The sequence below is a fragment of the Mucilaginibacter boryungensis genome (genome assembly GCF_015221995.1).
Classification (GTDB): domain Bacteria; phylum Bacteroidota; class Bacteroidia; order Sphingobacteriales; family Sphingobacteriaceae; genus Mucilaginibacter; species Mucilaginibacter boryungensis.
In genome coordinates this window covers 2,880,353-2,907,055 of record NZ_JADFFM010000001.1, presented here as the reverse complement: position 1 = coordinate 2,907,055, position 26,703 = coordinate 2,880,353, and the positions used below count along the sequence as shown (strand labels likewise).

The 26,703-nt window shown below is 40.9% G+C and carries 25 protein-coding genes and 2 tRNA genes; 14 read left to right on the top strand and 13 right to left on the bottom strand.

Annotated features, from left to right (window positions below):
- Nucleotides 1-333 precede the first annotated feature (333 nt).
- Nucleotides 334-420: transfer RNA gene (locus IRJ18_RS12285), tRNA-Ser, on the bottom strand.
- Between the two features lie 498 nt (nt 421-918).
- Here IRJ18_RS12285 and IRJ18_RS12280 point away from each other — a divergent pair.
- Both IRJ18_RS12280 and IRJ18_RS12275 read left to right on the top strand, forming a co-directional pair.
- Nucleotides 919-4,284: a SusC/RagA family TonB-linked outer membrane protein gene (locus tag IRJ18_RS12280; RefSeq protein WP_194106491.1), complete on the top strand. Its 3,366-nt coding sequence runs from the start codon at nt 919-921 to the stop codon at nt 4,282-4,284.
- Nucleotides 4,285-4,302: 18 nt separating this feature from the next.
- The gene (locus IRJ18_RS12275; protein WP_194106490.1) at nt 4,303-6,372 is read left to right on the top strand and encodes a RagB/SusD family nutrient uptake outer membrane protein; all 2,070 of its coding nucleotides are present in this window, start codon (nt 4,303-4,305) and stop codon (nt 6,370-6,372) included.
- Nucleotides 6,373-6,422: 50 nt separating this feature from the next.
- Here the strand turns inward: IRJ18_RS12275 and IRJ18_RS12270 are convergent.
- The 6 genes from IRJ18_RS12270 to IRJ18_RS12245 all read right to left on the bottom strand — a co-directional run bounded on the left by IRJ18_RS12270 (nt 6,423) and on the right by IRJ18_RS12245 (nt 10,167).
- A tRNA-Ser gene (locus IRJ18_RS12270) sits at nt 6,423-6,512 on the bottom strand.
- A gap of 106 nt (nt 6,513-6,618) precedes the next feature.
- The gene (locus IRJ18_RS12265; protein WP_194106489.1) at nt 6,619-7,584 is read right to left on the bottom strand and encodes a YihY/virulence factor BrkB family protein; all 966 of its coding nucleotides are present in this window, start codon (nt 7,582-7,584) and stop codon (nt 6,619-6,621) included.
- A gap of 11 nt (nt 7,585-7,595) precedes the next feature.
- Entirely contained in the window at nt 7,596-8,003 is a 408-nt protein-coding gene (locus tag IRJ18_RS12260; RefSeq protein ID WP_194106488.1) for an acyl-CoA thioesterase, read from the bottom strand.
- Nucleotides 8,003-9,064 (bottom strand): endolytic transglycosylase MltG, encoded by a 1,062-nt coding sequence (gene mltG / locus IRJ18_RS12255; RefSeq protein ID WP_194106487.1) that lies wholly within the window; start codon nt 9,062-9,064, stop codon nt 8,003-8,005. Before mltG ends, IRJ18_RS12260 begins: the two co-directional genes overlap by 1 nt.
- Nucleotides 9,065-9,089: 25 nt before the next feature.
- Nucleotides 9,090-9,395: a rhodanese-like domain-containing protein gene (locus tag IRJ18_RS12250; RefSeq protein WP_228072718.1), complete on the bottom strand. Its 306-nt coding sequence runs from the start codon at nt 9,393-9,395 to the stop codon at nt 9,090-9,092.
- Complete coding sequence (locus IRJ18_RS12245; RefSeq protein ID WP_194106486.1) at nt 9,382-10,167, bottom strand: PASTA domain-containing protein; 786 nt, start codon at nt 10,165-10,167, stop codon at nt 9,382-9,384. The genes IRJ18_RS12250 and IRJ18_RS12245 overlap by 14 nt, the downstream gene beginning before the upstream one ends.
- 165 nt (nt 10,168-10,332) lie before the next feature.
- Here IRJ18_RS12245 and IRJ18_RS12240 point away from each other — a divergent pair, with 165 nt between their 5' ends.
- The 3 genes from IRJ18_RS12240 to IRJ18_RS12230 all read left to right on the top strand — a co-directional run bounded on the left by IRJ18_RS12240 (nt 10,333) and on the right by IRJ18_RS12230 (nt 13,215).
- Nucleotides 10,333-11,322 carry a D-alanine--D-alanine ligase gene (locus IRJ18_RS12240; RefSeq protein WP_194106485.1) on the top strand — a complete coding sequence of 330 codons (990 nt, stop codon included), beginning with the start codon at nt 10,333-10,335 and terminating at the stop codon, nt 11,320-11,322.
- A 35-nt stretch (nt 11,323-11,357) separates the two neighbouring features.
- The gene (locus IRJ18_RS12235; protein ID WP_194106484.1) at nt 11,358-11,999 is read left to right on the top strand and encodes an ABC transporter ATP-binding protein; all 642 of its coding nucleotides are present in this window, start codon (nt 11,358-11,360) and stop codon (nt 11,997-11,999) included.
- 103 nt (nt 12,000-12,102) lie between these two features.
- Nucleotides 12,103-13,215, top strand: coding sequence for a hypothetical protein (locus IRJ18_RS12230; RefSeq protein ID WP_194106483.1), 1,113 nt, complete (start codon nt 12,103-12,105; stop codon nt 13,213-13,215).
- 60 nt (nt 13,216-13,275) lie between these two features.
- On the opposite strand, the gene IRJ18_RS12225 is transcribed toward IRJ18_RS12230, so the two are convergent.
- The gene (locus IRJ18_RS12225) at nt 13,276-13,695 is read right to left on the bottom strand and encodes an acyl-CoA thioesterase (protein ID WP_194106482.1); all 420 of its coding nucleotides are present in this window, start codon (nt 13,693-13,695) and stop codon (nt 13,276-13,278) included.
- A gap of 152 nt (nt 13,696-13,847) precedes the next feature.
- On the opposite strand from IRJ18_RS12225, the gene rpsO reads away from it, so the two are divergent.
- The 6 genes from rpsO to rpe all read left to right on the top strand — a co-directional run bounded on the left by rpsO (nt 13,848) and on the right by rpe (nt 18,146).
- A complete protein-coding gene (gene rpsO / locus IRJ18_RS12220; protein ID WP_194106481.1) occupies nt 13,848-14,126 on the top strand; it encodes a 30S ribosomal protein S15 in 279 nt (92 codons plus the stop codon).
- A gap of 129 nt (nt 14,127-14,255) precedes the next feature.
- On the top strand, nt 14,256-16,391 hold the full coding sequence (pnp, locus tag IRJ18_RS12215) for a polyribonucleotide nucleotidyltransferase (protein ID WP_194106480.1): 2,136 nt from the start codon (nt 14,256-14,258) through the stop codon (nt 16,389-16,391).
- Between the two features lie 167 nt (nt 16,392-16,558).
- Nucleotides 16,559-16,834, top strand: coding sequence for a hypothetical protein (locus IRJ18_RS12210; RefSeq protein ID WP_194106479.1), 276 nt, complete (start codon nt 16,559-16,561; stop codon nt 16,832-16,834).
- A 53-nt stretch (nt 16,835-16,887) separates the two neighbouring features.
- On the top strand, nt 16,888-17,118 hold the full coding sequence (locus tag IRJ18_RS12205; protein WP_194106478.1) for a DUF433 domain-containing protein: 231 nt from the start codon (nt 16,888-16,890) through the stop codon (nt 17,116-17,118).
- Nucleotides 17,115-17,453, top strand: coding sequence for a DUF5615 family PIN-like protein (locus IRJ18_RS12200; protein ID WP_194106477.1), 339 nt, complete (start codon nt 17,115-17,117; stop codon nt 17,451-17,453). The genes IRJ18_RS12205 and IRJ18_RS12200 overlap by 4 nt, the downstream gene beginning before the upstream one ends.
- A 36-nt stretch (nt 17,454-17,489) precedes the next feature.
- Nucleotides 17,490-18,146: a ribulose-phosphate 3-epimerase gene (gene rpe / locus IRJ18_RS12195; RefSeq protein WP_194106476.1), complete on the top strand. Its 657-nt coding sequence runs from the start codon at nt 17,490-17,492 to the stop codon at nt 18,144-18,146.
- A 39-nt stretch (nt 18,147-18,185) separates the two neighbouring features.
- Here the strand turns inward: rpe and IRJ18_RS12190 are convergent, their stop codons facing one another.
- The 4 genes from IRJ18_RS12190 to IRJ18_RS12175 form a co-directional block, all read right to left on the bottom strand.
- On the bottom strand, nt 18,186-18,557 hold the full coding sequence (locus IRJ18_RS12190) for a DMT family protein (RefSeq protein WP_194106475.1): 372 nt from the start codon (nt 18,555-18,557) through the stop codon (nt 18,186-18,188).
- A gap of 78 nt (nt 18,558-18,635) precedes the next feature.
- Complete coding sequence (locus tag IRJ18_RS12185) at nt 18,636-20,189, bottom strand: ArnT family glycosyltransferase (protein ID WP_194106474.1); 1,554 nt, start codon at nt 20,187-20,189, stop codon at nt 18,636-18,638.
- 81 nt (nt 20,190-20,270) lie between these two features.
- Nucleotides 20,271-21,749, bottom strand: a complete 1,479-nt coding sequence (locus tag IRJ18_RS12180) for an ATP-binding cassette domain-containing protein (RefSeq protein ID WP_194106473.1) — start codon at nt 21,747-21,749, stop codon at nt 20,271-20,273.
- 47 nt (nt 21,750-21,796) lie between these two features.
- Complete coding sequence (locus tag IRJ18_RS12175) at nt 21,797-22,021, bottom strand: hypothetical protein (protein WP_194106472.1); 225 nt, start codon at nt 22,019-22,021, stop codon at nt 21,797-21,799.
- A gap of 200 nt (nt 22,022-22,221) precedes the next feature.
- On the opposite strand from IRJ18_RS12175, the gene IRJ18_RS12170 reads away from it, so the two are divergent.
- The 3 genes from IRJ18_RS12170 to IRJ18_RS12160 all read left to right on the top strand — a co-directional run bounded on the left by IRJ18_RS12170 (nt 22,222) and on the right by IRJ18_RS12160 (nt 24,567).
- Entirely contained in the window at nt 22,222-22,389 is a 168-nt protein-coding gene (locus IRJ18_RS12170; RefSeq protein ID WP_194106471.1) for a phosphatidate cytidylyltransferase, read from the top strand.
- 75 nt (nt 22,390-22,464) lie between these two features.
- Complete coding sequence (locus tag IRJ18_RS12165) at nt 22,465-22,917, top strand: PA2169 family four-helix-bundle protein (RefSeq protein ID WP_194106470.1); 453 nt, start codon at nt 22,465-22,467, stop codon at nt 22,915-22,917.
- 300 nt (nt 22,918-23,217) lie between these two features.
- Complete coding sequence (locus IRJ18_RS12160) at nt 23,218-24,567, top strand: GH1 family beta-glucosidase (protein ID WP_194106469.1); 1,350 nt, start codon at nt 23,218-23,220, stop codon at nt 24,565-24,567.
- On the opposite strand, the gene IRJ18_RS12155 is transcribed toward IRJ18_RS12160, so the two are convergent.
- Complete coding sequence (locus tag IRJ18_RS12155; RefSeq protein WP_194106468.1) at nt 24,564-26,501, bottom strand: tetratricopeptide repeat-containing sensor histidine kinase; 1,938 nt, start codon at nt 26,499-26,501, stop codon at nt 24,564-24,566. The two genes, IRJ18_RS12160 and IRJ18_RS12155, sit on opposite strands and share 4 nt — an antisense overlap.
- Nucleotides 26,502-26,703: the final 202 nt, after the last annotated feature.

The window sequence follows — 26,703 nt, the reverse complement described above, 5'->3', positions numbered from 1 at the left end:
AGCAGGCTTTATTGCTTATATCGGGCGTATCCCGATTAGTTTATGTAGCAATTTTACCTTTAAAACCAGGCGCCATTTAGGACAAATGTTAAAATTTAGGGTAAAATTGTTTTATTTAACTATTTGCAAAAAAAAGATTGGGATAACTGATAACAAACAAGGCCTGCAATAACTGCAAGCCCTAACCAATATAGTATAGTCGGATAAAAAGTTAGAGGGATTCCATCTCAAATGCAGTTGATTATCAGTTTTGTATGATTTGGATAGGAAGTATGAATGCCTCTTAATTAAATAGGTTAAATTGTTGAAACCAATTAATTAAGAGGCGTTTTGCGGAGAGAGAGGGATTCAAACCCCCGGTACCTGTTACAGTACACCTGATTTCGAATCAGGCACATTCGATCACTCTGACATCTCTCCGAATTTTGAGATCGGCAAAAATAAACATTTTGTTGTAAATGCGCTTATGTAGTTAACAGCGCGTAAGAAATTGACTTCTGCCTGGATTAAACAGCATCAGGTAAACTTGCCATGAGATGATGTTCGCTTAAGTATTTATTTTTTATTAAAATGCCATTTTTTTAATATTTATTGTATATTCATTTCTGTCAATTGTACATTTATTAATAAATAGCAACCTTTTAAAGCGATCATTATTTATTTAATATTATGCAATCGATTGCTGGTTGAATTAATAATATTCATAATCAGCTTAACAATAACCAAATTTTAACCCTGCCGGCAACATGCACTAATGCCGGTTAATTGTAGGAATAACAGTTATGAGAAAAACTTTATTTTTTCATGTCTTCATATATAAGGCTTTCCGCAAATGTTCATTATTCAAGCTCGTTTATTCAGAGCTTCTTCCTCACGCAAACCAATTTTTAATATCCTAACTTTTAATTCCAATCAATTATGAATTTTTTTACTCAATCATTACTAAATGTCAAACACTGGCGACAAAAAAATTATCTCCTTAACCGGGGCTTTTACCTGGGCTTGGTTTTTGTTTTTTTAATAGCCGTACAGGCTTTTGCACAAACCATTACAGTGAGCGGTACCGTGCGCGACGACAAAAGACAAACCTTACCTGGTGTTAGTGTCAGTGTTAAAGGCACGACTACCGGTGCGGTTACCGATGTTAACGGCCATTATTCCCTGCGGGTGAATAATTCGCAAAGTGCACTGGTGTTTTCCTTTGTGGGCTATGCCAGTAACGAGGTGGCCATTAATGGGCGTACTAATATTGATGCTACGCTTAAAGACGCGGCCCAAAACCTGAATGAGGTAGTGGTTATTGGTTATGGTACTGTTAAGCGCCGCGATTTAACAGGCGCTGTAGCCTCGGTAAGCGGCAAAGATATTGCGGCCGTGCCGGTGGCCAACGTAGCACAGGCCATGCAGGGAAAACTACCCGGCGTAAACATTACATCACAGGACGGTCGCCCAGGCGGTGCAATCAATATCCGGGTACGCGGCGGTACTTCCATATCTCAAAGTAACCAGGCGCTGATACTTATTGATGGTATCCCCGGCAATTTAAATGATATCCCGGCAGACCAGGTAGAAAGTGTTGACGTACTGAAAGATGCCTCGTCGTCGGCTATTTATGGTTCACGTGGCGCTAACGGTGTTGTGCTTGTTACTACAAAATCGGGCAAAGCTGGTAAAAATACCGTTAGTTATAACGGCTATACTAAAATTAACACGCCAACCAAATATTTACAAGCCTTAGCGCCCTACGATTATTTGAGATATGTGTGGGCCAATGCCGCTGCTAACGGCACTGCTTACCAAACCCCATTTGAACAGTTGTATGGCCTGGGTGCAAATGCAGGCAGCAATACAGGTGGTATAGAAAGCTACAGGAATTTATCAACTGATGACAGCCAAAAGCAAGCTTATAAACAATCAACTTCATGGAACCATGCACTTACCGTAGCGGGGGGGACAGACAAAACCAAAGTGCTGTTTTCTGCTACTTATAGCGACGATGAGGGGATGAAAGTAAAATCATATCAAAAACGCGCAACTGCAGCGATAAAGATAAATCAAAAGTTGTATGATAACGTTTCGTTCGATCTGAATATACGTTATGCTAACACGCCGACACTTGGGGACGAATCAACCGGCAGCGGAGGCGGATCAATACTTTCTTCTGCATACCAATTCAGGCCTATTGCAACTAATCATATTTTAGGCAACCTGGGTGCAATAACGGCCAGTAATAATATCTCGCTATTCGGCAAAAACGTTTTGTCGGATAATTACAGCCCTGTTGCGCGCGCCAGTGATTATGATCCACTTTCACTTTCGCAAAATTTGGTAGGATTAGCATCCTTGAATTGGGAAATTATAAAAGGCTTAACCTATCATACCGATTTTAGCGGTAATGGCGCATGGTCACAACGTAAATATTGGTCGGGTGCTGTTTATAACAGCTACCTTGATGATGCCACAGGAAATAAATCGTTTGCAGGTAATGCCGATTACCGCAAAAATGATAGCTGGGGAATGCGTTGGGCAAACACTTTAAGTTATCAATACGACATTAATAGCGATAATAAACTGAACGTTTTGGCAGGTACCGAATTTTTTAACTCGGGTGGTACCGGTATATCGATACAGTCGGCTAAATTTCCTTCCAACTTTACCGAGGAAACCGCATTCGCCCAAATTTCAAATGGTATACTTACCACTTCTTCAAGCGTAAATACGCCGGATCGCCTTAATTCATATTTCGGTCGTTTAATATATAGCTTTAAGGATAAATACTTATTAACCGGAACATTCCGTGCAGATGGTTCTTCCAGGTTTACCGCGGCTAACCGCTGGGGCTACTTCCCGGGTGGCGCATTTGCTTGGCGCATATCGCAGGAGGATTTCATGAAACATGCAACATGGGTTAACGACTTGAAACTTCGTGTATCCTACGGTGCTGTGGGTAACAATAATATTCCATCAGGAGTAACACTGCAATCATGGGGAACGGTAACAGATGCACGTAGCCAGTTTGACAGCAATCACGCATTATTGCCTACCTATCAGTTAAGCACTCCTTCTGTCCTGTCTAACCCTAATTTAAAATGGGAAACTACGATTACGCGTAATATTGGTACAGACTTTACTTTATTTGGCGAAAAATTATCGGGCACTGTTGATGTATATTATAATACTACTAAAGATTTGCTGCTGCAAACCCAAATTACAGGTATCACAGGCTTCACTTCTACTTTTGCCAATATTGGGCAGTTAAGCAATAGGGGTGTAGAATTATCGCTTTTAGGAACAGCTTATAAAAATAAAGACTGGAAGGTTACTGTGGGTGGCAACATTAACTTTAACAAAAACAACATCGATAAATTGGCTGATAATGTAACCGGGCTTTATGGGTCGGGCTGGAATGGCAGTGCAACCTATCCGGCATCAGATTATCAATTAGTAGTTGGGCGCCCCGTTGGCCAGGTACGTGGCTTGGTTTATGATGGTTTTTATACCCCTAATGATTTTACTTACAATAATGGGTTGTACACCTTGAAGCCCGGCATTGCCGACCTTAGCACAACAGTTGCCGGTGTAGTGCATGGCCTGGTAACGGGTACCGACAGGCCTGCAAACCAAAATGCTTATCCAGGATTGGCCAAGTATAAAGACATAAACAGTGATGGGAAAATTGACGATAATGACCTTGGTATTATAGGCAATACTGCCCCTAAGTTTACCGGTGGCTTTAATATCAACGTTACTTATAAACGTATCGACTTGGGACTAAACTTCAACTACAGCTACGGGAACGATGTTTATAATGCTAATAAGTTGTTGTCATTATTCGGCCCTAAGGAAGCAGGGGTTTATCAAAACAAGTTGGATATTATGAACAACGCTTACAAAATTTACAATGTTGTTAACGGTCAGTTGGTTAGGTTAAGGACACCTGATGAGTTTAATGCTGCAAATGCGAACGCTACCTTACCTTTGTCTTACAGCGAAACCGGGGTTACTTCAACACTGGGTATCGAGAAAGGTTCCTTCCTGCGCCTGAATACGCTTACCTTGGGCTACACAGTACCTAAAGCTGTATTATCAAAAGTTCATGTAAACAACCTTCGTATATATGGTAGCGTATATAATTTACTAACCATTACAGGTTACAAAGGGCTAGACCCGGAAGTTGGCGTTAATGATAATGCAAATAATTCAATTTACCCTACAACTGGGTTTGACTATGGTGCGTATCCGCGTGCCCGGTCGTTTGTGATGGGCGTAAATCTTAATTTTTAATAGTTAAAAACACAAAACATGAAAACATATATAAAATATATAGCCGCAGTGGCCTTGTGTCTGTCTTTTACAGCGTGTAAAAAGAGCTTTTTAGATGTAACGTCTCCCTCAAGTGTGGATGATAATTTTGTTACCACTACAACAACAGAAACTTTCAAATCACTTTCGTGGTGCTATGCCAACTACAGGCAAAGCTGTATAATGGGCGTTTACCGGTGGAATGACCCTATTGGTTCTGACGCGGAATACTACCCCGAGGATGGATCGACCAACAACCTGAATGCCATTGGCCGTTCAGACCAATTGAGTGTGGATGCGGTTGCCGGTGGATTTAACGGCCTTTACCAAACGCTGGCACTTGCCGATAGGTTAGCCACTGTTATTGCCGCAAAACCAGCCTATCAGGCAGATGTAGCTGCAGGTAAAACAACCGACTGGACACAACTATATGGCGAAGCGGTAACCATGCGGGCATTCTGCTATTTCCAGTTAACACTGCACTTTGGCGATGTGCCTTATGGGTATGAAAACACCGGTGCCGATGATTATACATTAACCTCGCGCTTTGATATTTACGACAAACTGCTTGATGCACTAAAAAAGGTAGAACCGTTGATGTACAATTTAGGCCAGGGCGGTATTACCCAGGAGCGTATGTCGCGTACTTTTGCAGATGCGCTTATAGGTCAGATAGCACTTTTTTCAGGCGGTTATCAAACTATCCGTACCGATGTAACCGGCTTATATGGGAATGTAGCATTTACCAAAAAAGGGAACGAGGCCAATAAATGTGTATATGCCCGTCGTAACGATTATCTTACTTATTATCAAACAGCTAAAACCTATCTGCAAAAAGCCATTGATAATAAGGGTACTTCAGGGTTAATCACCGGCGATACCCGCGGTGGTGGTATTAATAACCCTTTTCAGCTTCATTTTCAGAATTTTGCAAACTTGACCCTTAGCAGCGAATCGGTATTTGAAATAGTGAACGTAAGCGGCGCTTTAGCGGCAACCACCAGCGAATACCCATATGCGTTTGGTCGCCCATCTGATGGTGGTAGCGCCCTTGCTGCCCCTAACAAAGTATTTGGTGCGCTACGTATTATCCCAACTGTTTATTATGGAGAGTATTTAAATGCCGATAAGCGAAGGGATGCCAGCGTAGCTGTTACAGCAAGCAATGGCGATGGTAATGAAAAGATGATCAGCTTTGTTCCGGGCAGTAAAAGCCTTGGTGGCATTGCCACCAATAAATGGGACGATAACCGTATGAACCCGCCTTATGTTGCAGCCCAGAGAAACTCGGGCATTAACTGGCCTATTTTAAGGATAGCAGATGTTATATTAATGTTGGCCGAGGTTAAAGCCGAACTGGGCGAAAACGATGCTGTTACCCTGGTTAACCAAATTAGGGAACGTGCTTTTGGAAACGCGAAATATGACATAGGCGCCCTGAGTGGACAGGCATTGAAAGACGCAGTATTAAAAGAGCGTAAATTAGAGTTACTGGGTGAAGGTACACGCCGTTGGGATATGATCCGTTCGGGTACCTATGCTGAAAGGGCAATTGCAATTCAACAGGAAATGGCGGCTACAGTAGCTGATATTAACACCCTTGGATATCATCATTTTGCCAATGGCAACGATTTTCCTGCCTATATTTATGTAAAAAAGGTAGCTTTAACCAATCCGTTAACTTTTGACACCCCTGCAGCGGATACTACTGCCCTGGGGCCGGTTTTAAACACAGCCACCTACCCGGCATGGAGAGGGCAATACAACTACGCTACGCTTCCAAGTGTAGCCAGTAAGGTAGTAGGCACCACACACAACATAGCCATACAAGGTTTATTCCGTTATATTAACCCGGCCAGTCCGGAAGCTGCCGCCCTGGTAGCAGCAGGATATGTTAAAACTAATTGGGGAGTGGACCTTGCCAGTAAATTTACCGTTTACCAAAGAAACATTCTTTCGGGTATAACATCAGCCGGCGACCCGCCACGCATTTACTGGCCTATCCCTTCTGAAACCATTAGTAAATCAAAAGGAAAAGTTACAAACGGCTATGGATTAGCCCAGCAGTAAATAAAAATGAATAATAATACAAAAGCCCCACATATGTGGGGCTTTTATTTTGGCGGAGAGTTAGGGATTCGAACCCCAGGAACCTTTCACAGTTCAACAGTTTTCAAGACTGCCGCAATCGACCACTCTGCCAACTCTCCGGGGACAAAAGTACAAATCCGGGGCGAATTGGCAAATTTGAATGCTATTTTTTTAAACTTAATTTTATATGAATTTAACCGGTTGTAATACAGGTTGTTAAAAGTGTTATTCCAGCGATTTTGGCGTACGGAAAGTGTTGAAGCGCGGTTTTGATATCTTAATAGTACGCTTGGATAGGTCGATACTTGCGTTTAATTCAAACCCAATGAGAATAATGAGCGAATTTAAATACAGATAGATCATTACTACGATAAGGGTGCCTATCGATCCGTATACTTTATTGTAGGATGAGAAATTGTTGATATAAAACGAGAATCCCATGGAGGTAAGTACTGCCAATGCAGTAGCTAAAATAGAACCAGGACTAAGGAATTTCCACTTTCGTTTATTGGCCGGGCCATAGCGGTATAATATGGCAATGGTTACAAAAAATAACCCGGTAACAATTATCCAGCGGGCCAACATTACTACATACCTTAAAACAACACTGCTGCTATTAATTTGCAACAGATTAACAACCGCTTGCCCGATAATTAATATCATAATAGCTACAAATAACGACAGGGCTATCATCAAGGTTAACACCAGCGCTATCCAGCGGCGTTTAAGCCAGGTGCGCTTTTCTTCCATCATGGATGATTTGTTGAAGGCCTTCATTAATTTAGCTACGCCGTTTGTAGCAAATATCATTGCTGATAAAAAACCAAAGGATAACAAACTTAAGTTTTGATGATTAACAATATCCAAAATAGTGGTTTGGAAAGCCAGGTAAGCATTATGGGGCAATATCATAGCTATAAATTCCAAAAGGCTTGGCCTAAAGCTATGTATCGGTATGTAAGGGATCAGCGTAAAAAGAAAGATAAATACCGGGAAGATCGCCAGTAAAAAACTATAAGCTAATGACGAGGCCCGGTTAACCAGCGAATCCTGCTTGATCTCTTTAAAAAAGAACGAGGCAACAGTATACAACGGTAGCGGACGGAACCCGGGCAAGTAAATCACCTTCGTCCAATCTAAAAAGTATTGATAAAACTTAAATCGGCATAAAAAGCGGTGAAACCATTCCATTTATCCCAAAATTACTTAAAAAAGGATTTCATTTTATCAAGAAACTCCTGCGATGGTAAACAGGGGCGGTTAGTCTTCATATTAATGAACGCCAGCAGGGTTTCGGCCTGGTGTATCAGTTCATCATTTTCGTTAAAAAGTTCATAACGAAAATGGATCTTAACGCCCGGCATCTTATCCATAATTACACGTATGCGTATTTCCTCATCGTACCGGGCAGGTTTAATGTATTTGCATTTCATCTCCAGCACAGGCATCATAATGCCCGATGCTTCCATACTGCTATAAGTCATGCCCAGGCTTCGCAGCATTTCTACACGGCCCACTTCAAAAAATTCGGCATAGTTACCATAGTACATATAACCCATTTGGTCGGTTTCGCCGTAGCGTACACGTACTTTGGTGGTGTGTTCAAACATTATTTTTTGATGTTTCTTTCGTTTAATGCCTGTTGCCAGCGTCTCGCATTTATTTTATGTTCAGCTTCGGTAGCTGCAAAATTGTGGTTACCCGAGAAATCCTCCTTAGCGCACATGTACAGGTAGTTATTATGGTCGTAATTAAGAACAGCCTTTAACGCGTTCACAGAAGGCATCATGATAGGGCCCGGGGGCAGCCCGGTGTGGCTGTAGGTACTATATGGCGACGAGGCGGCCTCAGCGATTGTCTTATTCAGCACACGGTGAATATTAAAATCGTGAACTGCAAAAATGATCGTTGGGTCGGCTTGAAGGGCCATGTTTTTGTGCAGACGGTTAATATACAGACCTGCAATTTTGGGCATTTCCTCATCATGCAAAGCTTCGGCGTCTACTATTGATGCTAAGATAGAAACTTTAATAGGCGTAAGGCCTATGGCCTCAGCTTGTTGTTTACGCGCTACTGTCCAAAAGTTATTATAATGTTTAAGCAGCCTTTCAAATAGCTTTTCGGGCGACGTATTCCAGAACATCTGGTAACTGTCGGGCATCACTATTACGTACACGTTATCCGTAGTGAAGCCATATTGTTTAACATAATCGGCCGAGTCTAATAACCGGATGATACTTAATGAGTCCGACTCCAGTTTACGGCCCATAAAACCGGCGAATTGCTCTTTCAAACGGATGTTATGGAAATTTACAGTCACAGGTTCCTGGTCGCCTAATTGAAGCATACGTATCAGCTTACGGTTGCTCATACCCTCGTGCAGGCGGTATTTACCCGGTTTAATGCGCATAACATACTTCATGTTGTGTGCAGCCCAGTTAAAAGTGGTGGTATCTTTTACAATGCCCTGCGTTTTAATGGTATCGTAAACATCATTATAAGTGGCGCCGGTGTGTATGTATAAGTATTGCTGTTTGTCGGTTACATTAGGCCCAAATAATCGTAAATAATAGAATATGCCGGTAGCGGCCAGGGCAATTACAATAATAACTACCAGCGCAATAATGAATTTTTTAAACGTTCCGGATGATGATTGCTTTTCAGTGGTCATGATGATATCGATGGAGGGTATTGTTTCACTTTAGTTTTTGCAGGGCCATTAGGCCCCCGGTTAAATTACGAACGTTAGTATAACCATTTTCGTGTAAAATTGATTGCGCTGTTTTACTGCGCAGGCCAACTTTGCAAATCACAATTAATTCGTCCTGCTTGTCCCAATCGGCAATTGGCAATGTGTTGCGCAATAAAGATAACGGGATATTTAACCCGCCTATGTTATAAGTATGATATTCAATAGGTTCCCGAACATCCAGCAAACGCATAGGGGTATTGTTTTCCAGGTAGCGGGCCATTTCTTTCGCACTGATACTATTGCTGCTCATTAGGTTTCTTTCCCTGTATAACGGTTAAATTAACACGGGTACCACGGCTCACTTTAGTTAGCGAATCTGTTTTGGCCGGGAATTGTTGGGTAACTATCAGGCTTGACGAATCGGTAATTGCGCCCTGATAGGTAATATTACCTAAAGTTAAACCAGCACCCACAATGGCCATTTTAACACCGTCAAGGTCTTGATTAAGAAAATCGGGTACTTCTACTTCACTGGCGCCACCGCCATCGCCAAGTACCAGATCGAGTACCGAACCTTTAGGGACATTATCGCCGGCTTTAAGTATTTGCCCGCTGAATTTTACTTCAAGCACTTTATTACGTGCAATGTCAGACCGGTAGGTAGTGTCTCCAATTTTTAATCCATTGTTTGATAATATGGCGACTGCTTCAAGATAAGTGACATCCTTTAAGTCAGGCAGTTTAACATTTGGGGCTAACTTTGTTACTACGGTAAGGTATATTACACGGCCTTCCTTAACATTGGTCCCTGCGTCAGGGTCTTGCTCGGTAACTGTGCCAGGGGTTTTATCTAATATATAAACCGAATCAATTTTGTAATCGAAGCCTTGTTCCTGCAATAAAGCGGTAGCTTTTTCAACTGGCATGCCCTTTAACTGAGGTACCGGCATCCCCGAACCATGTTTAGTATAATAACTGAGGCTGAAATAAGCTATTAATACAATGGCTATTACGGTACCAATAGCACCTAAAAAGTTTTTAAGGAAATCTTTAGTTTTTAAATATGCCCAGAGTTTGTTCATTTCAATATTTAGAAATCAAACATAGTCAAATTTTTTATTAGTCGGAAAGTCCGGAAGTCCGGAAGAATATTTGAGACTTTATAAGGTCTGATTCGTTTCGGTTAGTTTTTTGCTTTCGGACTTTTCGGACTTTCCGACTTCCGGACTTTCTCCTATCTTTGACCTATGGCAACAAAGCAAATAGCATTAATAGCAGGAGGCTACACTGGCGAGTACGAGGTATCGTTAAATAGCGCTAAGAACATCAAAGCCAACCTTGATCCAGCCAAATACACCGTTTATATTGTATTAGTTAACCGCGACCGCTGGTTTCACGAAGCTAACGGTGAACAGGTGGACATTGATAAAAATGATTTTAGCTTAACCTTAAATGGGCAGAAAATAAAGTTCGATGCTGCCTTTATAACCATACATGGCACGCCGGGCGAAGATGGTAAACTGCAGGGCTATTTTGATATGCTGGGCGTACCTTATAACACTTGCGACGCTACCACATCTGCCATTACAATGAACAAAGCTTATACCAAAGCAATTATCCATAGTATACATAACCTGCACACGGCTAAGTCGTTACAGTTATTTGACCGCGACCTGCACGAGGTGGCCGTGATTGCCAATACCCTGCAATTCCCGTTATTTATTAAACCAAATAATGGTGGCAGCAGTGTGGGAATGAGCAAAGTGCACAACGTGGCCGCGTTGCCTGAAGCGCTGGAAAAGGCTTTTAACGAAGATGACCAGGTTTTGGTAGAGGAATTTATTAAAGGCCGCGAATTTAGCATTGGCGTAGCCCGGGTGAACGGTCATTTAACAGTATTGCCTGCAACGGAGATTATCAGCAGTAAGGAGTTTTTTGACTATGAAGCCAAATACACCGCAGGCGTCTCAAAAGAAATAACCCCGGCTGACCTGTCCCCTGAAAAGAATGCGGAGATTGCCGCTATAGTAACTGAAATTTATCTGCGCCTGAACTGCAAAGGGATGGTAAGGATAGATTTCATCCTACAGGAAAATACCAACGATTTTTACTTTATTGAAGTGAACACTACTCCGGGGCAGTCAGCCGCCAGCCTGATACCGCAACAGGTACGCGCCGCTGGTATGGATGTTAGCGAGTTTTATGGAAGTTTGATAGAAGGGGCGATGAAAGCGTAACTTTTTAATATTTCGACTTCCGCATTAACAACACCATGCTTCACTTTCAAAAATTCGAAAAACGTTACGGCAGTTTCCCTGCGCTAAAAATAGATGAACTGACTATTGAGCCCGGTATTTATTGGATAAGGGGCGTAAATGGATCAGGGAAAAGTACGCTGCTGAAATCAATTGCTGGCATACTTTCTTTTAAGGGTGACATATTGCTGAACAACAGTATCAGCATTACTAAACAACCCGTAGCTTATCGCAAGTTGGTTAACTTTGCCGAGGCTGAGCCGTTATTCCCTGAATTTTTGACCGGCAGGGAAATGATCAGCCTGTTTGCTGATGCTAAAGGCGCGCCGGCAGGGCAGGAGCAGCAACTAATAGAGAGCATGTACATGACCAGCTATATTGACGGCCCGGTTGGTTCATATTCCAGCGGAATGATGAAAAAGTTGTCGTTATTGCTGGCATTTTTAGGTAAGCCCGATATTATACTTTTGGATGAACCGCTGATCACTATCGATACTGCATCATTAAAAATATTATATGGCTGGATGGCCGAACAGCATGCTCAGCAAGGCACCAGTTTCCTCCTCACATCACATCAGCCGCTTGACCCGGAAGAGTTGCCAAATGCAAAAGAATTACTGGTAGAGAACCAAACTCTAAATCTTCAAGAAAACGAATAATATTTAGCGAAAACATAGAAATCGAATAAGAATAAGTAATAATGGATAAAAATAAATAAGAATTAGAAAAAGCTAAAAAGATTCGTTTCGATTAAACTAAATAATGGAGTCATCATTAAGTCGTGTACTTGTCAAAATATTTGCCCGTGGATTTTATCGGGTACATGCCGGTTTGTTTCTTTTTGTGTTCCTGGCTTTAGTCGGCTCGGTAGAAGCGGGCCAGTTGCTGAATTATCACAAAACCCTAATGCTGGCTTTTATAACCAGTCCGCTAATGCTGATGGTTGTGTTTGTCATTTGGTTACTATACAGTATTAAAACGTGGCACTATACCGCCGGGCAGATATTTGGCGTTAACCAGCAGTTTTTATTTTACAGCAGCACATCATTTAGTAAAGGCCAGCAGTTAAAGGCCTGGATGCTGGCGCAGGGCGCTATGTTAATGCCAATTATAGCTTACGGACTGACAGCAGTAGTGGTAGGAGCATGGCATCATTATTATTTAAGTCCGCTGGTGATACTACTGTACTTGGTATTGCTGATATGGCTTGGAGGGTTTATTTACACCACACTGGTTAACCGCCAAATTGATGGCGGGAAGCAATCGTTACTTTTACGCTTCGGCACCAAATGGCGCAAGCCATTCTATAGCCTGTTTATTTACCAGGTGTTTGATAATATGAAAGTACGATATGTGATCACCAAGACTATATCATACTTTATAGTCACCGGGGTATTCTTGTTGTTTGCCGATGTTAGTCATGATGTGCGCGTCGCGGGTATAGCTATGCTGGCTATTGCCACTGCGCATGCCGTGTTAATATTTGAAGAACGGAAGTTTGAAGAAACCTACCTCATTTTCGCCAGGGGATTGCCGCAAACCCGCCTGCGTTTGTTTGCTGGTTTTGCGCTGGTTTATTTAATGTTGCTGCTGCCCGAGGGTATCTGGTTATTCAGTCGTTTTAACCCATTGCTGGCTGTTGAACTGTTAGCATTCGGTTTAAGTATTGTACTATTATTCCACAGCCTGCTTTATTGGATGGGATTAAATATGGACAGGTACCTGCAATATGTGTTAGGCCTGTTTATGGGTTTGTTCTTTGTGATCCTATACAGGCAAATAGCGGCTTTGATTGTAATAAATGGGGTAGTGGCTTACTTAGTTTTTTACAATAATTATTATACTACGTTTGCGGTAAAAGCGGAAGGGGAGTGATGGAGTTTGAACTTCGAAATGCCAATTGCAAAACGGGTACTATTTAATTTGGCAATCGCATTATTTTGAATAGTGTTCAATCACATCATCAGGCACTTTAGCGCCACGGCCGGTTGCCATGTCGATCATTACGTAATCAAACCAGCCGTCGCAACAAACTTTAGTTGTGTCTTTATTGGTGATAGTAAAAACTACACGGCAGCCTTTATCGTTAATGGTATCAATACCTGTTTTAACAATAAAGTATTCGCCCATGGTTAGGGCGCGTTTATACTCTACATGGGCGGTACGTACAACCCAGCCAAAACCACGTTCCATAAATTTCTCCATGGCCATACCGTAGCAGCGTTCCATCTGGTCGTACCGGGCGGCCAGCACATAATCAAAGTATTTGCTGTTGTGCACATGCTGAAACATATCTATATCATCCGGGCGCACACGGAATTCGGTTTCAAAAGTGGCGTATTGTTTTTCACTCATAGAATGACAAAGGTAGTGAATGTGTGGATATGCAAAAACTAATCTCTAATCACCAATTAACTAATCACTATAACTGTTGCAATTATGCAACGGTTATAGTATCTTTGCGCCACAATTAACAAAAGTTTTTACGCTTTAATACTATTCAAGTAATGTATCTAAGTAAAGAAGCAAAGGCAGAGATCTTTGCAAAACACGGTGGCGTTGCTACCAACACTGGTTCAACTGAAGCACAGGTTGCTTTATTCACCACCCGCATAGCGCATTTAACTGGTCACCTGAAAAAAAACCGCAAGGATTTTTCAACCCAGTTGTCGCTGCAAAAATTAGTAGGTAAACGCCGCGGATTGCTGGCATACCTGTACAAAAAAGACATTGAAAGATATCGTGCTATTATCAAAGCTTTAGAGCTTAGGGATATCATTAAATAAACTTTCCGCGTTTTTGCAAAAAAAGCCGTTCGTTAGTCGAATGGCTTTTTTACTTTGTTCGAAACAACTTTACAATATATAAAACCGGTGCGCCCCTAAAGATGAAAGGTGCATCACAACGCAAAAAAGATGAGTTTAAATGTAATTAAAAAGGTTATTGATTTAGGTGACGGCCGCACCATTGAGATCGAAACCGGTAAGCTGGCCAAACAAGCGCATGGAAGCGTGGTAGTAAAAATGGGTGACACCATGTTGCTGGCTACCGTAGTTTCATCGTTTGAAGCTAAAGAAGGGGTTGATTTTTTACCACTTTCTGTTGACTACCAGGAGAAATACGCCGCAACAGGTCGTATCCCGGGTGGTTTTTTACGCCGCGAGGCACGTCTGTCAGACTATGAAGTATTAATTTCACGTTTGGTTGACCGCGCGCTGCGCCCATTATTCCCTGAAGATTATCATGCTGATACCCAGGTAATGATCTCGTTAATATCAGCCGACAAAAACATTATGCCTGATTGCCTTGCCGGTTTGGCAGCGTCAGCAGCACTGGCTGTTTCTGATATACCTTTTAATGGCCCAATCTCTGAAGTCCGTGTAGCTAAAATTGACGGGCAGCTGGTGATTAACCCAACCTTAAGCGACCTTGAGCGCGCGACGTTAGAATTTATCGTAGCCGGTTCTGAGTTCGATATCAACATGGTTGAAGGCGAATGCAAAGAGATACAAGAAGAAGAAATGCTGGAGGCAATTAAATTTGCCCATACCGCCATTAAACACCACTGTTTAATCCAGCGTGAACTAACTGAAGCTGTTGGTAAAACTGAAAAACGTACCTACAGCCACGAAAACCATAATGAAGACCTGAAGAAAGCAATTTATGCTGCTACTTATGATCAGGTTTACGCTATCGCATCTTCAGCCTCTGGTAAAGACGAGCGCAGTGCTAAATTTAAAGAAGTGCGCGACAATTATATCGCTACTTTAGGCGAGATTGACGACGTTACCAAATTCCTGGCTAAGAAATACTATCACGACGTTGAATACGACGCTATCCGTAATCTGGTACTTGATGAAGGCAAACGTTTAGATGGCCGTAAAACTACCGAGATACGCCCTATCTGGAGCGAAGTAGGTTACTTACCTGCAGCGCACGGTTCGGCGGTATTTACCCGTGGCGAAACCCAATCGTTAACCACCGTTACCTTAGGGGCTAAGGATGACGAGCAAATGATTGACGGCGCGTTTATTAACGGTTACCAAAAATTTCTGCTGCACTATAATTTCCCTGGTTTCTCAACAGGCGAGGTGCGCCCTAACAGGGGAGCAGGCCGCCGCGAGATCGGTCATGGTAACTTGGCAATGCGTTCATTAAAACAAGTATTACCAGCTGACGATGAGAACCCTTACACTATCCGTATCGTTTCTGATATCCTGGAATCAAACGGTTCGTCATCAATGGCCACCGTTTGTGCGGGCACATTAGCGCTGATGGATGCAGGGATTAAGATCAAGGAGCCTGTATCAGGTATTGCCATGGGCTTAATTACTAACGAAATGGGTACCAAATATGCTATCCTTTCAGATATCCTTGGCGACGAAGACCACTTAGGTGATATGGACTTTAAAGTAACCGGTACTAAAAATGGTATTGTTGCTTGCCAAATGGACTTGAAGATCAACGGTCTGTCATACGAAGTTTTAGGGAAAGCATTAGATCAGGCAAAAGCTGGCCGTTTGCATATTTTAGGTGAAATGGCTAAAACAATTGAAGCTCCTCGCGAAGATTACAAGCCACACGCGCCACGTATTGTTACCATCCGTATAGATAAAGAATATATTGGTGCCGTAATTGGCCCGGGTGGTAAAATTATCCAGGAAATGCAACGCGAAACCGGTGCCACTATTTCTATTGAAGAAGTTGGCAATCAGGGCGTAGTACAAATATTTGCTGATGACAAAGCTGCTATTGATGCTGCCGTTGGCCGTATTAAAGCTATTGCCATGAAACCAGAAGTTGGCGAAACTTATGAAGGTAAAGTACGCTCGATTATGCCTTTCGGTGCATTTATTGAAATTATGCCTGGTAAAGATGGTTTGCTGCACATTTCAGAGATCGATCACAAACGCATTGAAACAATGGACGGTGTGTTTGAGATTGGTGAAATAGTAAAAGTTAAATTATTGGAAGTTGATAAACAGGGTAAGCTGAAACTATCGCGCAAGGCTTTATTGCCAAAGCCGGAAAGACCAGCCTCTGCTAATTAATTTTATTAAGTAATATTTAATAAAAGCCCCTTTTTAAGGGGCTTTTTTAGTTTTTTGAAAAAAAATGTAAATAATTAAAACAAAAACACTTTTTTAGTATTTCCTTAATTAAGAATAATACCAAAAACTTCTAATCAATTCTAATTAAGTGCGCGCATCCAATTAAAATGACTTCCGCCAATACCGATAATCCTTTAGATTTCCTTAACCATCATTCTTCCGGAGGGCATGGGAACGCTCAGACTGATTTAATTCAGGCACTGCTTTATGAGATTATCCGTGTTAAAGAATTAATTAGATATTACGAAGATATCCCCAACGGTGCCGGTACATTAGGCGCATCAATCCTTACCGAGCTGGTTACCGAAGCATATAACTCCCTTGTTAACTACGATACAGAACTGATACGCAAATACTACGATTTGCTACAGAATTGTGATTAAGTATCCTAAGTCATTCAATTGATACTATCCGTTTAAAATATTAAGTTTGTATTATGGCAATTGCAGTTGATTATAAATTATATATTGAGGTTAATCCTGAAATAAGGTTTGGCAAACCTGTTATTAAAGGGACACGTATCACTGTATATGATGTGCTGCAATGGTTGGCTGCAGGTATGACGCATCAGGAAATTCTTTCTGATTTCCCCCAACTCACCGAAGAACAAATATTATCATGTCTTGCTTACGCGGCTAATAAAGAGCGCACTATTAAAGTAGCATGACGATTCGCCTGCTTGCAGATGAAAATATTTCATGGCGCATTAAACGCTTGCTAACAGAATGGGATATTTTGCCCGTAAATGAAATTGTAGGGATAAAACCATTGTCTGATATGGCAATATGGAAGTTTGCGAAAGCGAATGATTATCTAATCCTAACGTTTGATGAAGATTTCATTGATATACACAATCTATATTCCTTTCCTCCTAAGATAATATGGTTGCGAACCGGCAATATTAATACATCGATAATATCAGAACAATTACTTTTGCGCGAACAAAAAATTTTAGATTTTATGCTCAATGACGAATTGGGTGTTTATGAAATTTATTTATAAACTAATTTTATTTTTGCAGTAACATCATATCTTATCATGACCAATAACCATTTAATAGCCCCATCTATTTTAGCAGCCGATTTTGCTAACCTGCAACGCGATATTGAAATGATAAATAATAGCGAAGCGGATTGGATACATGTGGATATTATGGACGGCCATTTTGTGCCGAATATATCATTTGGCCTGCCGGTAGTTAAAGCTGTTAAACAGCATGCAAAAAAGCCGCTTGATGTGCATTTGATGATCAGCGATCCCGACAGTTACTTGCAGGCTTTTAAAGACGCCGGGGCCGACCATATGACAGTGCACTATGAAACCTGTACGCACCTGCACCGCACTATACATGCCATAAAAGATTTGGGTTGTAAAGCAGGGGTGGCATTAAACCCACATACACCAGTTGCATTGCTGGATGATATCATTGAAGATGTAGATATCGTATTGATCATGTCTGTGAACCCGGGTTTCGGGGGGCAACAATTTATTAATAATACCTACAAAAAAATACGCGAGCTAAGCAACATGGCCGACGGTCGAAATCCTAACCTGTATATTGAAATTGATGGTGGCGTGTCCCTTCAAAATGCCGCCATGTTAATTGAAGCGGGCGCCAATGTATTAGTAGCAGGCAATTTTGTTTTTTCGGCTAAGGATCAATTAGGGACTATAAAGGCGTTGAAAGAAATTTAGTTTTAGAACCCTGAGTCTTAGTTCTTGAATCTCTCCCAATCACCATTTCTTAAATATCACAAATACAGCCAATACAATCAGCCCGAAACCCACCAGGTGGTTCCAGCCAAACTTTTCAGTTTTAAAAAAGATAATACTGAACACCATAAAAACGGTTAACGTGATGGCTTCTTGTATGGTTTTTAACTGCACCAGGCTATAAGGGCCGCCATCTCCTTTAAAACCAGCCCTGTTAGCCGGTACCTGAAACATATACTCAAAGAATGCCAATCCCCAGCTAATAAGAATTATGGATATTAAACCAAGGCTTTTCCCCCAGCTATAATCTTTGAATTTCAAATGCCCATACCATGCAAAGGTCATAAAGGTGTTGGATATGATAAGGAAAATAATAGTTTTAAGACCGCGCATTTTTAATGAGTATTGTATCAATAATTATAATTATCCTGATTTGTTTTGTCGATGTTAAACAAATCACAATTCACAAATTTATTCCATGTTTTTCCTGGCCAACTCCTTATTATATCGGTCAAACAAAACAGGTTTTGGATCGGTAAACAGATAAATGGTAGTTCCATATTCTACTGCCAGGGGCGCGGTTATTTTGCCAATTTCACGCACCTGGCTAACCATCGGCGTTAAATCTTTAATATCCGGGTCATAATTGGTATCTACATATATCATGTATTTAAACTGGGGGTGGTCAGGCGCCCATAATGCAAAACTGCTATTCAAGCTAACCACATCGGGCATATTGTATTGTTTTGCAAAATGATGAATAGCTCCTGCTTGTCCGTAATTGCTGGCAAATATCATGGTTTGCTTTTGCTGTTGGGGGGTAAGTTGATGATAAGCGCCTGCTACTTTTTGAGATAATTCATCCCACCCAAACATATCGCCATAATCCTGCGTGGTGCCATGTTTTTTATGATCTTCCCAGGTAACTGCAAAATCAAAAACATGAAGTTTATCAGTAAACCTAAACCAGGCCAGGGTTTGGTTAATAGGCAATACCGGCAATAAAACCGGGAATAGAAAAAGATTGGGTACGGTCAACAGAATAACGACCACGATACGTAATGCGGGGCGCCACGATTTTAATAAACGTTCAAAAGCAATACCACCCGCGGCAAACAGCATAGGATAAGCGCCGAACAGGTAGTATTGTTTACCGTGCATTAATACTAAAAACAAAAATATCAGCATATAAGCAAATGCAAGGAACTGAAATTTGCGCAAGCGGAACGAGAATAACAGGAATATAAACCCCGCTATCCATACAAATAGCGCAGTTCCATTCACTAAAAGTTGCTGTTTAATAAAATCGCCCCGGTTGTTGTAATCCAGTTGCTCTTTTTGCAGGGTGTGCATATGGGTTACAAACGGAAAATGATGCAGGTATTGCCAAATAGCATTGGGAAGAAATATTAATGTAGCAATTAAAAAAGCGATAAATACATGTTTATTAAATAAAATACGGCGTTGTTTGCTTATCAGTATGCCCAGCAGCAAAGCAAATGTAAAAAAGGCCATGGTATATTTGGTAAGCATACCAAAGCCAACAGCAGCACCCAGCCAATAAAGGTATTTTGGTTGCTGGGTGTTAACGTATTTTACTAAAAGCCATACTGCCAGCACCCACCAAAACTGATCGAACACTACGGGTTGAAACAAATAGCCGCTGGCTACAAAGGCCGGCGCAAACAGCATAGCTATACAGGCTATTGTAATAGCAAATTTGCGGCCGCCAAGTTCTACCACTATTAATCCAGTTATCCAAATTATTAAACCAGCACAAAGTGTAGTAAGTATGCGTGCCGCGAAAACAGATGTTCCAAATACATGAATACTGATATAAGCTAACACTGCAATTAACGGCGGTACTTCCTTATAACCCCAATCCAAATGATCGGCCAGCACCAGATGTAAAAGCTCATCGCGGTGAAACCCAAAGTGTGATATTGCAAATAAGTTTAATGTGATTTTTATTACCGCAAAAATGCCAATCAGCCAGTGAAAGTTACCGCGCTTACTTAATGCCATGAAGAAAAAATAGGTTAATGGACTTAAAGATAGTGAATAGAATTAGTAATTGGTGATTAGTTAAAAATAATCGAACCATAGCTAATCTCCAATTATTAAACCCGAGTCCAGTTTTAAAGTCTTGCTGATGCTGTTTGGAATGTGTTCAGCGTAATGGGTTACATAAATAAGGGTTATGTTGGTCTGTTGGCAAATAGCATCGATAAGGGCTTTAAAATGGCTGATCTGGTGGTCGTCCATACCCTGGCAAGGTTCGTCTAATATTAATAAGGCCGGGCTTTTCACCATAGCGCGCGCAAGCAAACATAAGCGCTGTGCGCTGGCCGGGATATTTTTTAATAACTGCCGTGCGTATTGAGCTATTTCAAGCATTTTCATCCATTGCAGGGCATGGGCTGCTTTCGCTTTATCTGACGGGCGAAACAAGCCTGTAGTATCATAATAGCCCGATTCAATAGCTTGTAAACAACTACTATCTGCCGGGAAATATTGATATAATTCGGGCGATATAAATCCGGTTCTTTTTTTAATATCCCAAATACTTTCGCCACTACCGCGTTTTTTATCAAACAGTATAATATTATTAGCATAAGCCTGTGGATTGTCACCATTAATCAAGCTTAATAAAGTTGATTTTCCTGCGCCATTAGGCCCCAGCAATGCCCACCGTTCACCCTGTTTTATTTGCCAGTTAATGTTATTCAGTATAAGCTTATTGCCATACCGGATGTTAACATTGCTCATACGCACAATATCAGTGTAATTATCGGCAGGGTAGTCGTATAGCAGTGCTAAGAGATCAAGATTTTCAGTTGCTGAAGATTCAACGAATAAACCATCTGCTTTAAACTGATCTTTTGAAAATGAAGAAAACCTTCCGTTTTTTAAAGTACCAATGTGTGTAATAGCCTCGGGTACTTCATATGGGCTGGTAGCCATAATTATGGTTATACCCGAAGCCGCAATCTGATTAATGATTGCATTGAATTCAGCGCGTGTCTGGGTATCCAGCCCTGCTAACGGATTATCAAGTAATAACAATGCAGGATTTTTAAGCAAGGCAGCGGCTATCATTAATCGTTTTGTCTCGCCGTTTGATAGTTTGATTAGCTGCTTGTCGGCTAAAGTGCTTAATTTTAACAGGGCTGTTGCTTTATCGTAATTCCAGTAGTGTGAGATGCTATCGTCAGATTGAATATCATTCAGATAGTCGGCTACAGTTAGTGCATCTTCCGAATCGGATGAGTTGTAACGTTGCTGATAATAAAAATCGGATGTATTGGACAGGTTACGGAAATGATGTTTAGCGCTCACAAACGCTATATGATGATGGAAGTCTGAATTATTCTTAGTGTCGTCGGTAAAAACGCGTGTAATAACCCCTTTTTTTAAGATAAGATTCCCGGCAATAATATTTAACAACGAAGTTTTGCCCGATCCGCTTTCTCCTATAAATGCCCAATGTTGTCCTTTGTTAATCTCAAAGGAAACATCGGTTAATACGGTAACTGCCGGATAGCTAATACTACCTTCATTGACAGAAATAAGTAACGATGACATAAGATGGCCCGAATATAGCCTATCCATATTAGTTAAGAAAGTGAAATCTATGCCGAACGCATAAATTTATTGTCACCAGGTTTTAGGTCGACATTCTTTTTGTTTACCCTGTTCCAGGTTTCAAAATCTACAAGCGGGGCTGCTATCACATTTTTACAAGCGTCATTTGGGCACTTAACCTCCCAACCTTTTTTGGTCTGATCAATCACGGGCCTGCTTCCACACTTTATACAATTTTCAACTTCAATTCCCGGTTGTATCTCGTAGCTCATATAATAAACGAATGCTTGAATCTTTGACTAACAAAGATAACAAAGGTTTAATGTTGTAACAATTAATCTTTCAAATATGTACGATAAGTCAGTATTTGGGGATTTCAGATAAATAACCTGCAAAATTATTAAGGTTTGTAAAACAAGAAAACAATAACTAAACATATGGAGTTGTAAATCAATAAATAAATAACAACCTTATGAAAAAACTTAACATCTTTTTAATTGCCTTTGTAGTAGCTACACTAAGCAGTTGCCAGGTTATCGGCGGATTACTTAAAGCAAGTTTTGCTGTAGGTATTATTGTTGCTTTAGTAGTTGTGTTTCTTATCATCTGGCTTATATCGGCGTTTCGGGGAAGGAATTAATTGTAAATCATATTTACTTTTAGTTAAACAATTTTCGTTTCGGCATGTTGTCAAAGTATAAAAACATCAATAACCATGGAAACTACAAGCGTAACAGTTGAAAATTTAAATGATCTGATAGAGATCCATAATGATCGTATTACAGGATACGAAAAAGCCCTGAACGATTTAAAAGAAGAAGATACCGAACTAAGGGAGCTTTTTACAAATTGCATTGGTGAAAGCCATCAATTTAAAATGGAGTTAGGCACTGAAGTACAAAGCCTGGGCGGTGAAATTGAAACTGGCACAACCATTAGCGGTAAAATATACCGCGTATGGATGAGTGTGAAGGATGCTTTAGGTTCATCTAATCAATCCGTTTTAGAGAGTTGTGAATTTGGTGAAGATGCAGCGCAGAAGGCTTATAAAATGGTATTGGAAGACGACTCCCTGCCAACTTACCTGCGCGAGATTTTAACGCGTCAGCAAAGCGTATTAAAAGCCGCCCACGATAAGGTGAAGGCGTTGCGTGATATGAACAAATAAAACCTTTTAAAGTAAGAACTCCCGGAAAAACCCGGGAGTTTTTTTGTTATAGCATGAATTATTAACAATAATATCATATTAGCATAAGACCTGCTTTATATAGCCATTGTAATTTAGTGTAATCAAAAAAAGATTGTCATGAAACTTATAGCAAACATTTTAAGCCTGGTAGGTATTGTGCGCGAATGGCTGGTAATAAAAAGTATGCGTTCATCTTTTATGCACTAAATTATTGTTGGCATATACTTTTTTTATCCGGTTATAATCAACAAATTGGGCCTGGCCAATGGCCCGGTATAAATGGACAATAAACTCAATAAAAAACTTTTTGGGGATGATTTTGCCTGGGGCGTATCTACAGCCGCGTTTCAGACGGAAGGCGCATGCACTAAGGATGGTAAAGGCCGGTCCATATGGGATGAGTTTACATCAAAAAAAGGCAAAGTACTAAACGGCGAAACAGCTGAAACTGCCTGCGATTTTTATCATCGTTATCGCGAGGATATCGATCTGATCAAACAAATGAATATCCCTAATTTCAGGTTTTCAATAGCCTGGACGCGAATCTTACCCAATGGTGAAGGCGAAGTGAACCAACTGGGGATAGATCATTATAACAACGTAATTAATTACTGCCTTGAGCAGGGGATAGAACCCTGGGTAACTATTTACCATTGGGACTTGCCTCAGGCTTTAGAAGCAAAGGGCGGCTGGACAAATCGTGAAATAGTGGGCTGGTTTACTAATTATGCCACTATTTGTGCACAATACTTTGGTGACCGGGTAAAACACTGGATGGTGATGAATGAACCGGGGGTTTTTACCGGTGCAGGATATTTTTTGGGTTTGCATGCGCCCGGGCGCACTGGTTTACGCAATTATTTACCCACCATTCATCATACTGTTTTAAGCATAGTTTCTGCGGCTAAGCAACTGCGTTATGTTTTACCTGATGCAACTATTGGTACAACCTTCTCTTGCTCGCACATCGAGCCCTATTCGCAAAAAACAAGAGATATTAATGCGGCCAATAGGGTTGATGCATTGCTTAACCGCTTATTTATTGAACCATTGTTAGGTTTAGGCTACCCAATGAATGAGGTGACCGCTTTAAAGGGTATTAATAAATATATACTCCCCGGCGATGAGGCCAACATGACCTTTGATTTTGATTTCATAGGGATACAGAATTATACACGCGAAATAGTAAAATTCTCCTTATTTACGCCTTATGTTTACGCCAGGCTTGTTAAAGCCGTTAAACGTAATGTACCTACAACTTTAATGGGTTGGGAAGTACATCCGCCGGCTTTATACCAGGTGCTTAAACAGTTTGCTGCATATCGTCCTGATAAACCTATTTACATAACTGAAAATGGTGTTGCGTTTGAAGATACTTTAAGCGATGAAGGCATACTTGATACAGAACGGGTTGAGTTTTTGCAAACACATATTAGCGAAGTTTTAAAAGCTAAAAATGAGGGAGTGAATGTAAAAGGCTATTTTGTGTGGACCTTAACCGACAACTTTGAATGGGCCGAAGGTTATCATCCCCGTTTCGGGTTGATCCATGTAGATTTTAAAACCCAGAGGCGTACTATTAAGGCTTCGGGCCGGTGGTATGGGAAGTTTTTAAAAGGAGATAGTTAATGAGTTGCCATTTCGTTTAAAACAGCATTGGTAGTTTTAGAAAGACGGATATAAAAAGTGGTACCATTTGCTCCATCGCTTTCAAACCATATTTTACCGTGATGCTTTTCAATGATCTGCCTGCAAATAGAAAGGCCAAGTCCGAAGGACTTTTCGCCCAAGGTACCAGGGCGCTTGGCATTAGTGAACATATTAAATACTTGATTCTTAATATCTTCTGGTATGCCTATACCATGGTCGCTAACTGCTATTTGTACTTCATCATATTCGTCAGTTATGCTTACACATATCTCGGCACCAACCGGGCTGAATTTAATAGCATTACTGATCAGGTTACTGATCACCCGCCATATTTTTTCCCTGCTGATCAATAACTCCTCGGGGGCATCAAGCGTGTGCAGTATTATTTTTTGATTTTTTTCAGCGGCTTTAAAGCGCATCAGTTCCACACTGTTATTAAGCAGCGAATTAATATCTACCGGTTGTTTATGCAATTCGGTTGGGGCATTGCTGGTAGCCTCAAGGATTTCGTTAATCAATTCTAATGAATCATACGCAGTTTCTTTTATAATGCGTAATAGTTCTATCTGTTCATTGTTGTAGTCGGCGTCCTCAACCATGGCACCGGTTAATGATGCAATACCTCCCAGTGGGTTACGTAAATCGTGTGCTACAGTGCGTAATATCCTGTCTTTTTCCTGGCTGCTTTGTTCAAGGTCGGCAAGTGTCTTTTCCAGGTTTCTTTTTTGCAGGTTTACCTGTTTATTCAGTTCACTAACCACGTCCATCTCTCTCCGGGAGCGTTTCCAGTTACGGAATATCAGTAAAATAATAATTAGCGACATGGGTGCAAAAACTATTGCTGTATAGATATACATGCGCTCTTTAGTACGAAGATCTGCAATTTGATACTGCTTTTCCAGGTTACTCACCTGTTCGTTAACGTTGCTTTCCTTCAGGGTACGATTGCGGGCCGATAGGGAGTCTTTTATTTTATGATATCTTTCTAAATATGGCAGCGCTTTGTTAAAATCGTTTTTACTTTTATAGTAATTTCCAGCTGCTAAATTCCATCCGGCCTCAGCATCACTGGCCGGTAATGAATCTAACTGTAAGCGGATAGTGGTTAAAAGCGGCATTATTAAGGCATCTTCGTGCAGTTTCATATATAAGTTTACCAGCTTTATTTCAGACAGATACGCATCGTGGTTATCATTGCCCTTTTTTAAATTGGTAGCAATACTTTTTTTAAGCAATGATACAGCCTCTGTATATTTACCCTGATTGCTAAAAACCTCGGCCTGGTTACCGTAAATAACGGCACGCGCAACTTCTAATATATCAGCCCGGTTGTTGTATTTTGATGCGTTTTCGTTAATATATTGTAAGGCTTTGTTGAAATATACCATGGCGCTATCCAGCATGTTTTGATTGCGATAGCCTAGTGCTGTATTATCCAATACTTCCTGTTGGCGAAAAAATGATACAAATTCTTCCTTACACGATTTGTTCTGTTCAAAACTCTCTTTAAAATAAGTTACCGCAAATTTATAATTGGATTGCTTGTACGTGATCATGCCCATGCGATAGGTATAAGCCGACAGGGTGCAGTTGTCCAAGTTGTTTTTTCCTAACAGATAGCCTTGATAGTAACTGCTGTATGAGTCATTGTATCTGCCCAGTTCAAATAAAGCGTCGCCCCGGGCAAAATTAGCATCGCCCAAAAAAGCAATATATTGCTTTTTATTGGTCATTTGACTGGCAGCTGTTAGCATACTATCTGCATATAGCAGCGCTACCTCGTTATTGTGCTTTATCTTATTGTTTATTACATAATGGAAGCCATATATTCTGAATTTATCGGTAGGGGTGAGGTTTGATAAATGCTGTACCGATGAATCCATATAATGCAAGGCCTGATCAAATTTATTCAATTCGAATAACCGGTTAGTAGAATCATAAACGGGTTTAAATTCTTTAGAATACTCAGTTTCTTCAGATTGTTTGTTGTTACAGGAGATAAATATAACCGCTAAGAAAGTACACAGCCATAGTAGACTGTTGAAGAGGGAATTAGGGGGAACGGTTGACCGACGCATTGACGAAATAGCCTAAAGCAAATATAATACCTACCCG

Excerpts from the sequence above, each read along its gene's own strand:
- IRJ18_RS12250 (WP_228072718.1), bottom strand. The coding sequence starts at position 9,395 with ATGAGCAGCAATAGTATCAGTGCGAAAGAAATGGCCCGCTACCTGGAA.
- IRJ18_RS12260 (WP_194106488.1), bottom strand. The coding sequence starts at position 8,003 with ATGTTTGAACACACCACCAAAGTACGTGTACGCTACGGCGAAACCGAC.
- IRJ18_RS12190 (WP_194106475.1), bottom strand. The coding sequence starts at position 18,557 with ATGCGCGGTCTTAAAACTATTATTTTCCTTATCATATCCAACACCTTT.
- IRJ18_RS12235 (WP_194106484.1), top strand. The coding sequence starts at position 11,358 with ATGCTTCACTTTCAAAAATTCGAAAAACGTTACGGCAGTTTCCCTGCG.
- IRJ18_RS12275 (WP_194106490.1), top strand. The coding sequence starts at position 4,303 with ATGAAAACATATATAAAATATATAGCCGCAGTGGCCTTGTGTCTGTCT.
- pnp (WP_194106480.1), top strand. The coding sequence starts at position 14,256 with ATGAGTTTAAATGTAATTAAAAAGGTTATTGATTTAGGTGACGGCCGC.
- rpe (WP_194106476.1), top strand. The coding sequence starts at position 17,490 with ATGACCAATAACCATTTAATAGCCCCATCTATTTTAGCAGCCGATTTT.
- IRJ18_RS12205 (WP_194106478.1), top strand. The coding sequence starts at position 16,888 with ATGGCAATTGCAGTTGATTATAAATTATATATTGAGGTTAATCCTGAA.
- IRJ18_RS12210 (WP_194106479.1), top strand. The coding sequence starts at position 16,559 with ATGACTTCCGCCAATACCGATAATCCTTTAGATTTCCTTAACCATCAT.
- IRJ18_RS12175 (WP_194106472.1), bottom strand. The coding sequence starts at position 22,021 with ATGAGCTACGAGATACAACCGGGAATTGAAGTTGAAAATTGTATAAAG.
- IRJ18_RS12265 (WP_194106489.1), bottom strand. The coding sequence starts at position 7,584 with ATGGAATGGTTTCACCGCTTTTTATGCCGATTTAAGTTTTATCAATAC.
- IRJ18_RS12280 (WP_194106491.1), top strand. The coding sequence starts at position 919 with ATGAATTTTTTTACTCAATCATTACTAAATGTCAAACACTGGCGACAA.
- IRJ18_RS12185 (WP_194106474.1), bottom strand. The coding sequence starts at position 20,189 with ATGGCATTAAGTAAGCGCGGTAACTTTCACTGGCTGATTGGCATTTTT.
- mltG (WP_194106487.1), bottom strand. The coding sequence starts at position 9,064 with ATGACCACTGAAAAGCAATCATCATCCGGAACGTTTAAAAAATTCATT.
- IRJ18_RS12240 (WP_194106485.1), top strand. The coding sequence starts at position 10,333 with ATGGCAACAAAGCAAATAGCATTAATAGCAGGAGGCTACACTGGCGAG.
- IRJ18_RS12200 (WP_194106477.1), top strand. The coding sequence starts at position 17,115 with ATGACGATTCGCCTGCTTGCAGATGAAAATATTTCATGGCGCATTAAA.
- IRJ18_RS12225 (WP_194106482.1), bottom strand. The coding sequence starts at position 13,695 with ATGAGTGAAAAACAATACGCCACTTTTGAAACCGAATTCCGTGTGCGC.
- IRJ18_RS12245 (WP_194106486.1), bottom strand. The coding sequence starts at position 10,167 with ATGAACAAACTCTGGGCATATTTAAAAACTAAAGATTTCCTTAAAAAC.
- IRJ18_RS12165 (WP_194106470.1), top strand. The coding sequence starts at position 22,465 with ATGGAAACTACAAGCGTAACAGTTGAAAATTTAAATGATCTGATAGAG.
- IRJ18_RS12160 (WP_194106469.1), top strand. The coding sequence starts at position 23,218 with ATGGACAATAAACTCAATAAAAAACTTTTTGGGGATGATTTTGCCTGG.
- rpsO (WP_194106481.1), top strand. The coding sequence starts at position 13,848 with ATGTATCTAAGTAAAGAAGCAAAGGCAGAGATCTTTGCAAAACACGGT.
- IRJ18_RS12170 (WP_194106471.1), top strand. The coding sequence starts at position 22,222 with ATGAAAAAACTTAACATCTTTTTAATTGCCTTTGTAGTAGCTACACTA.
- IRJ18_RS12180 (WP_194106473.1), bottom strand. The coding sequence starts at position 21,749 with ATGTCATCGTTACTTATTTCTGTCAATGAAGGTAGTATTAGCTATCCG.
- IRJ18_RS12230 (WP_194106483.1), top strand. The coding sequence starts at position 12,103 with ATGGAGTCATCATTAAGTCGTGTACTTGTCAAAATATTTGCCCGTGGA.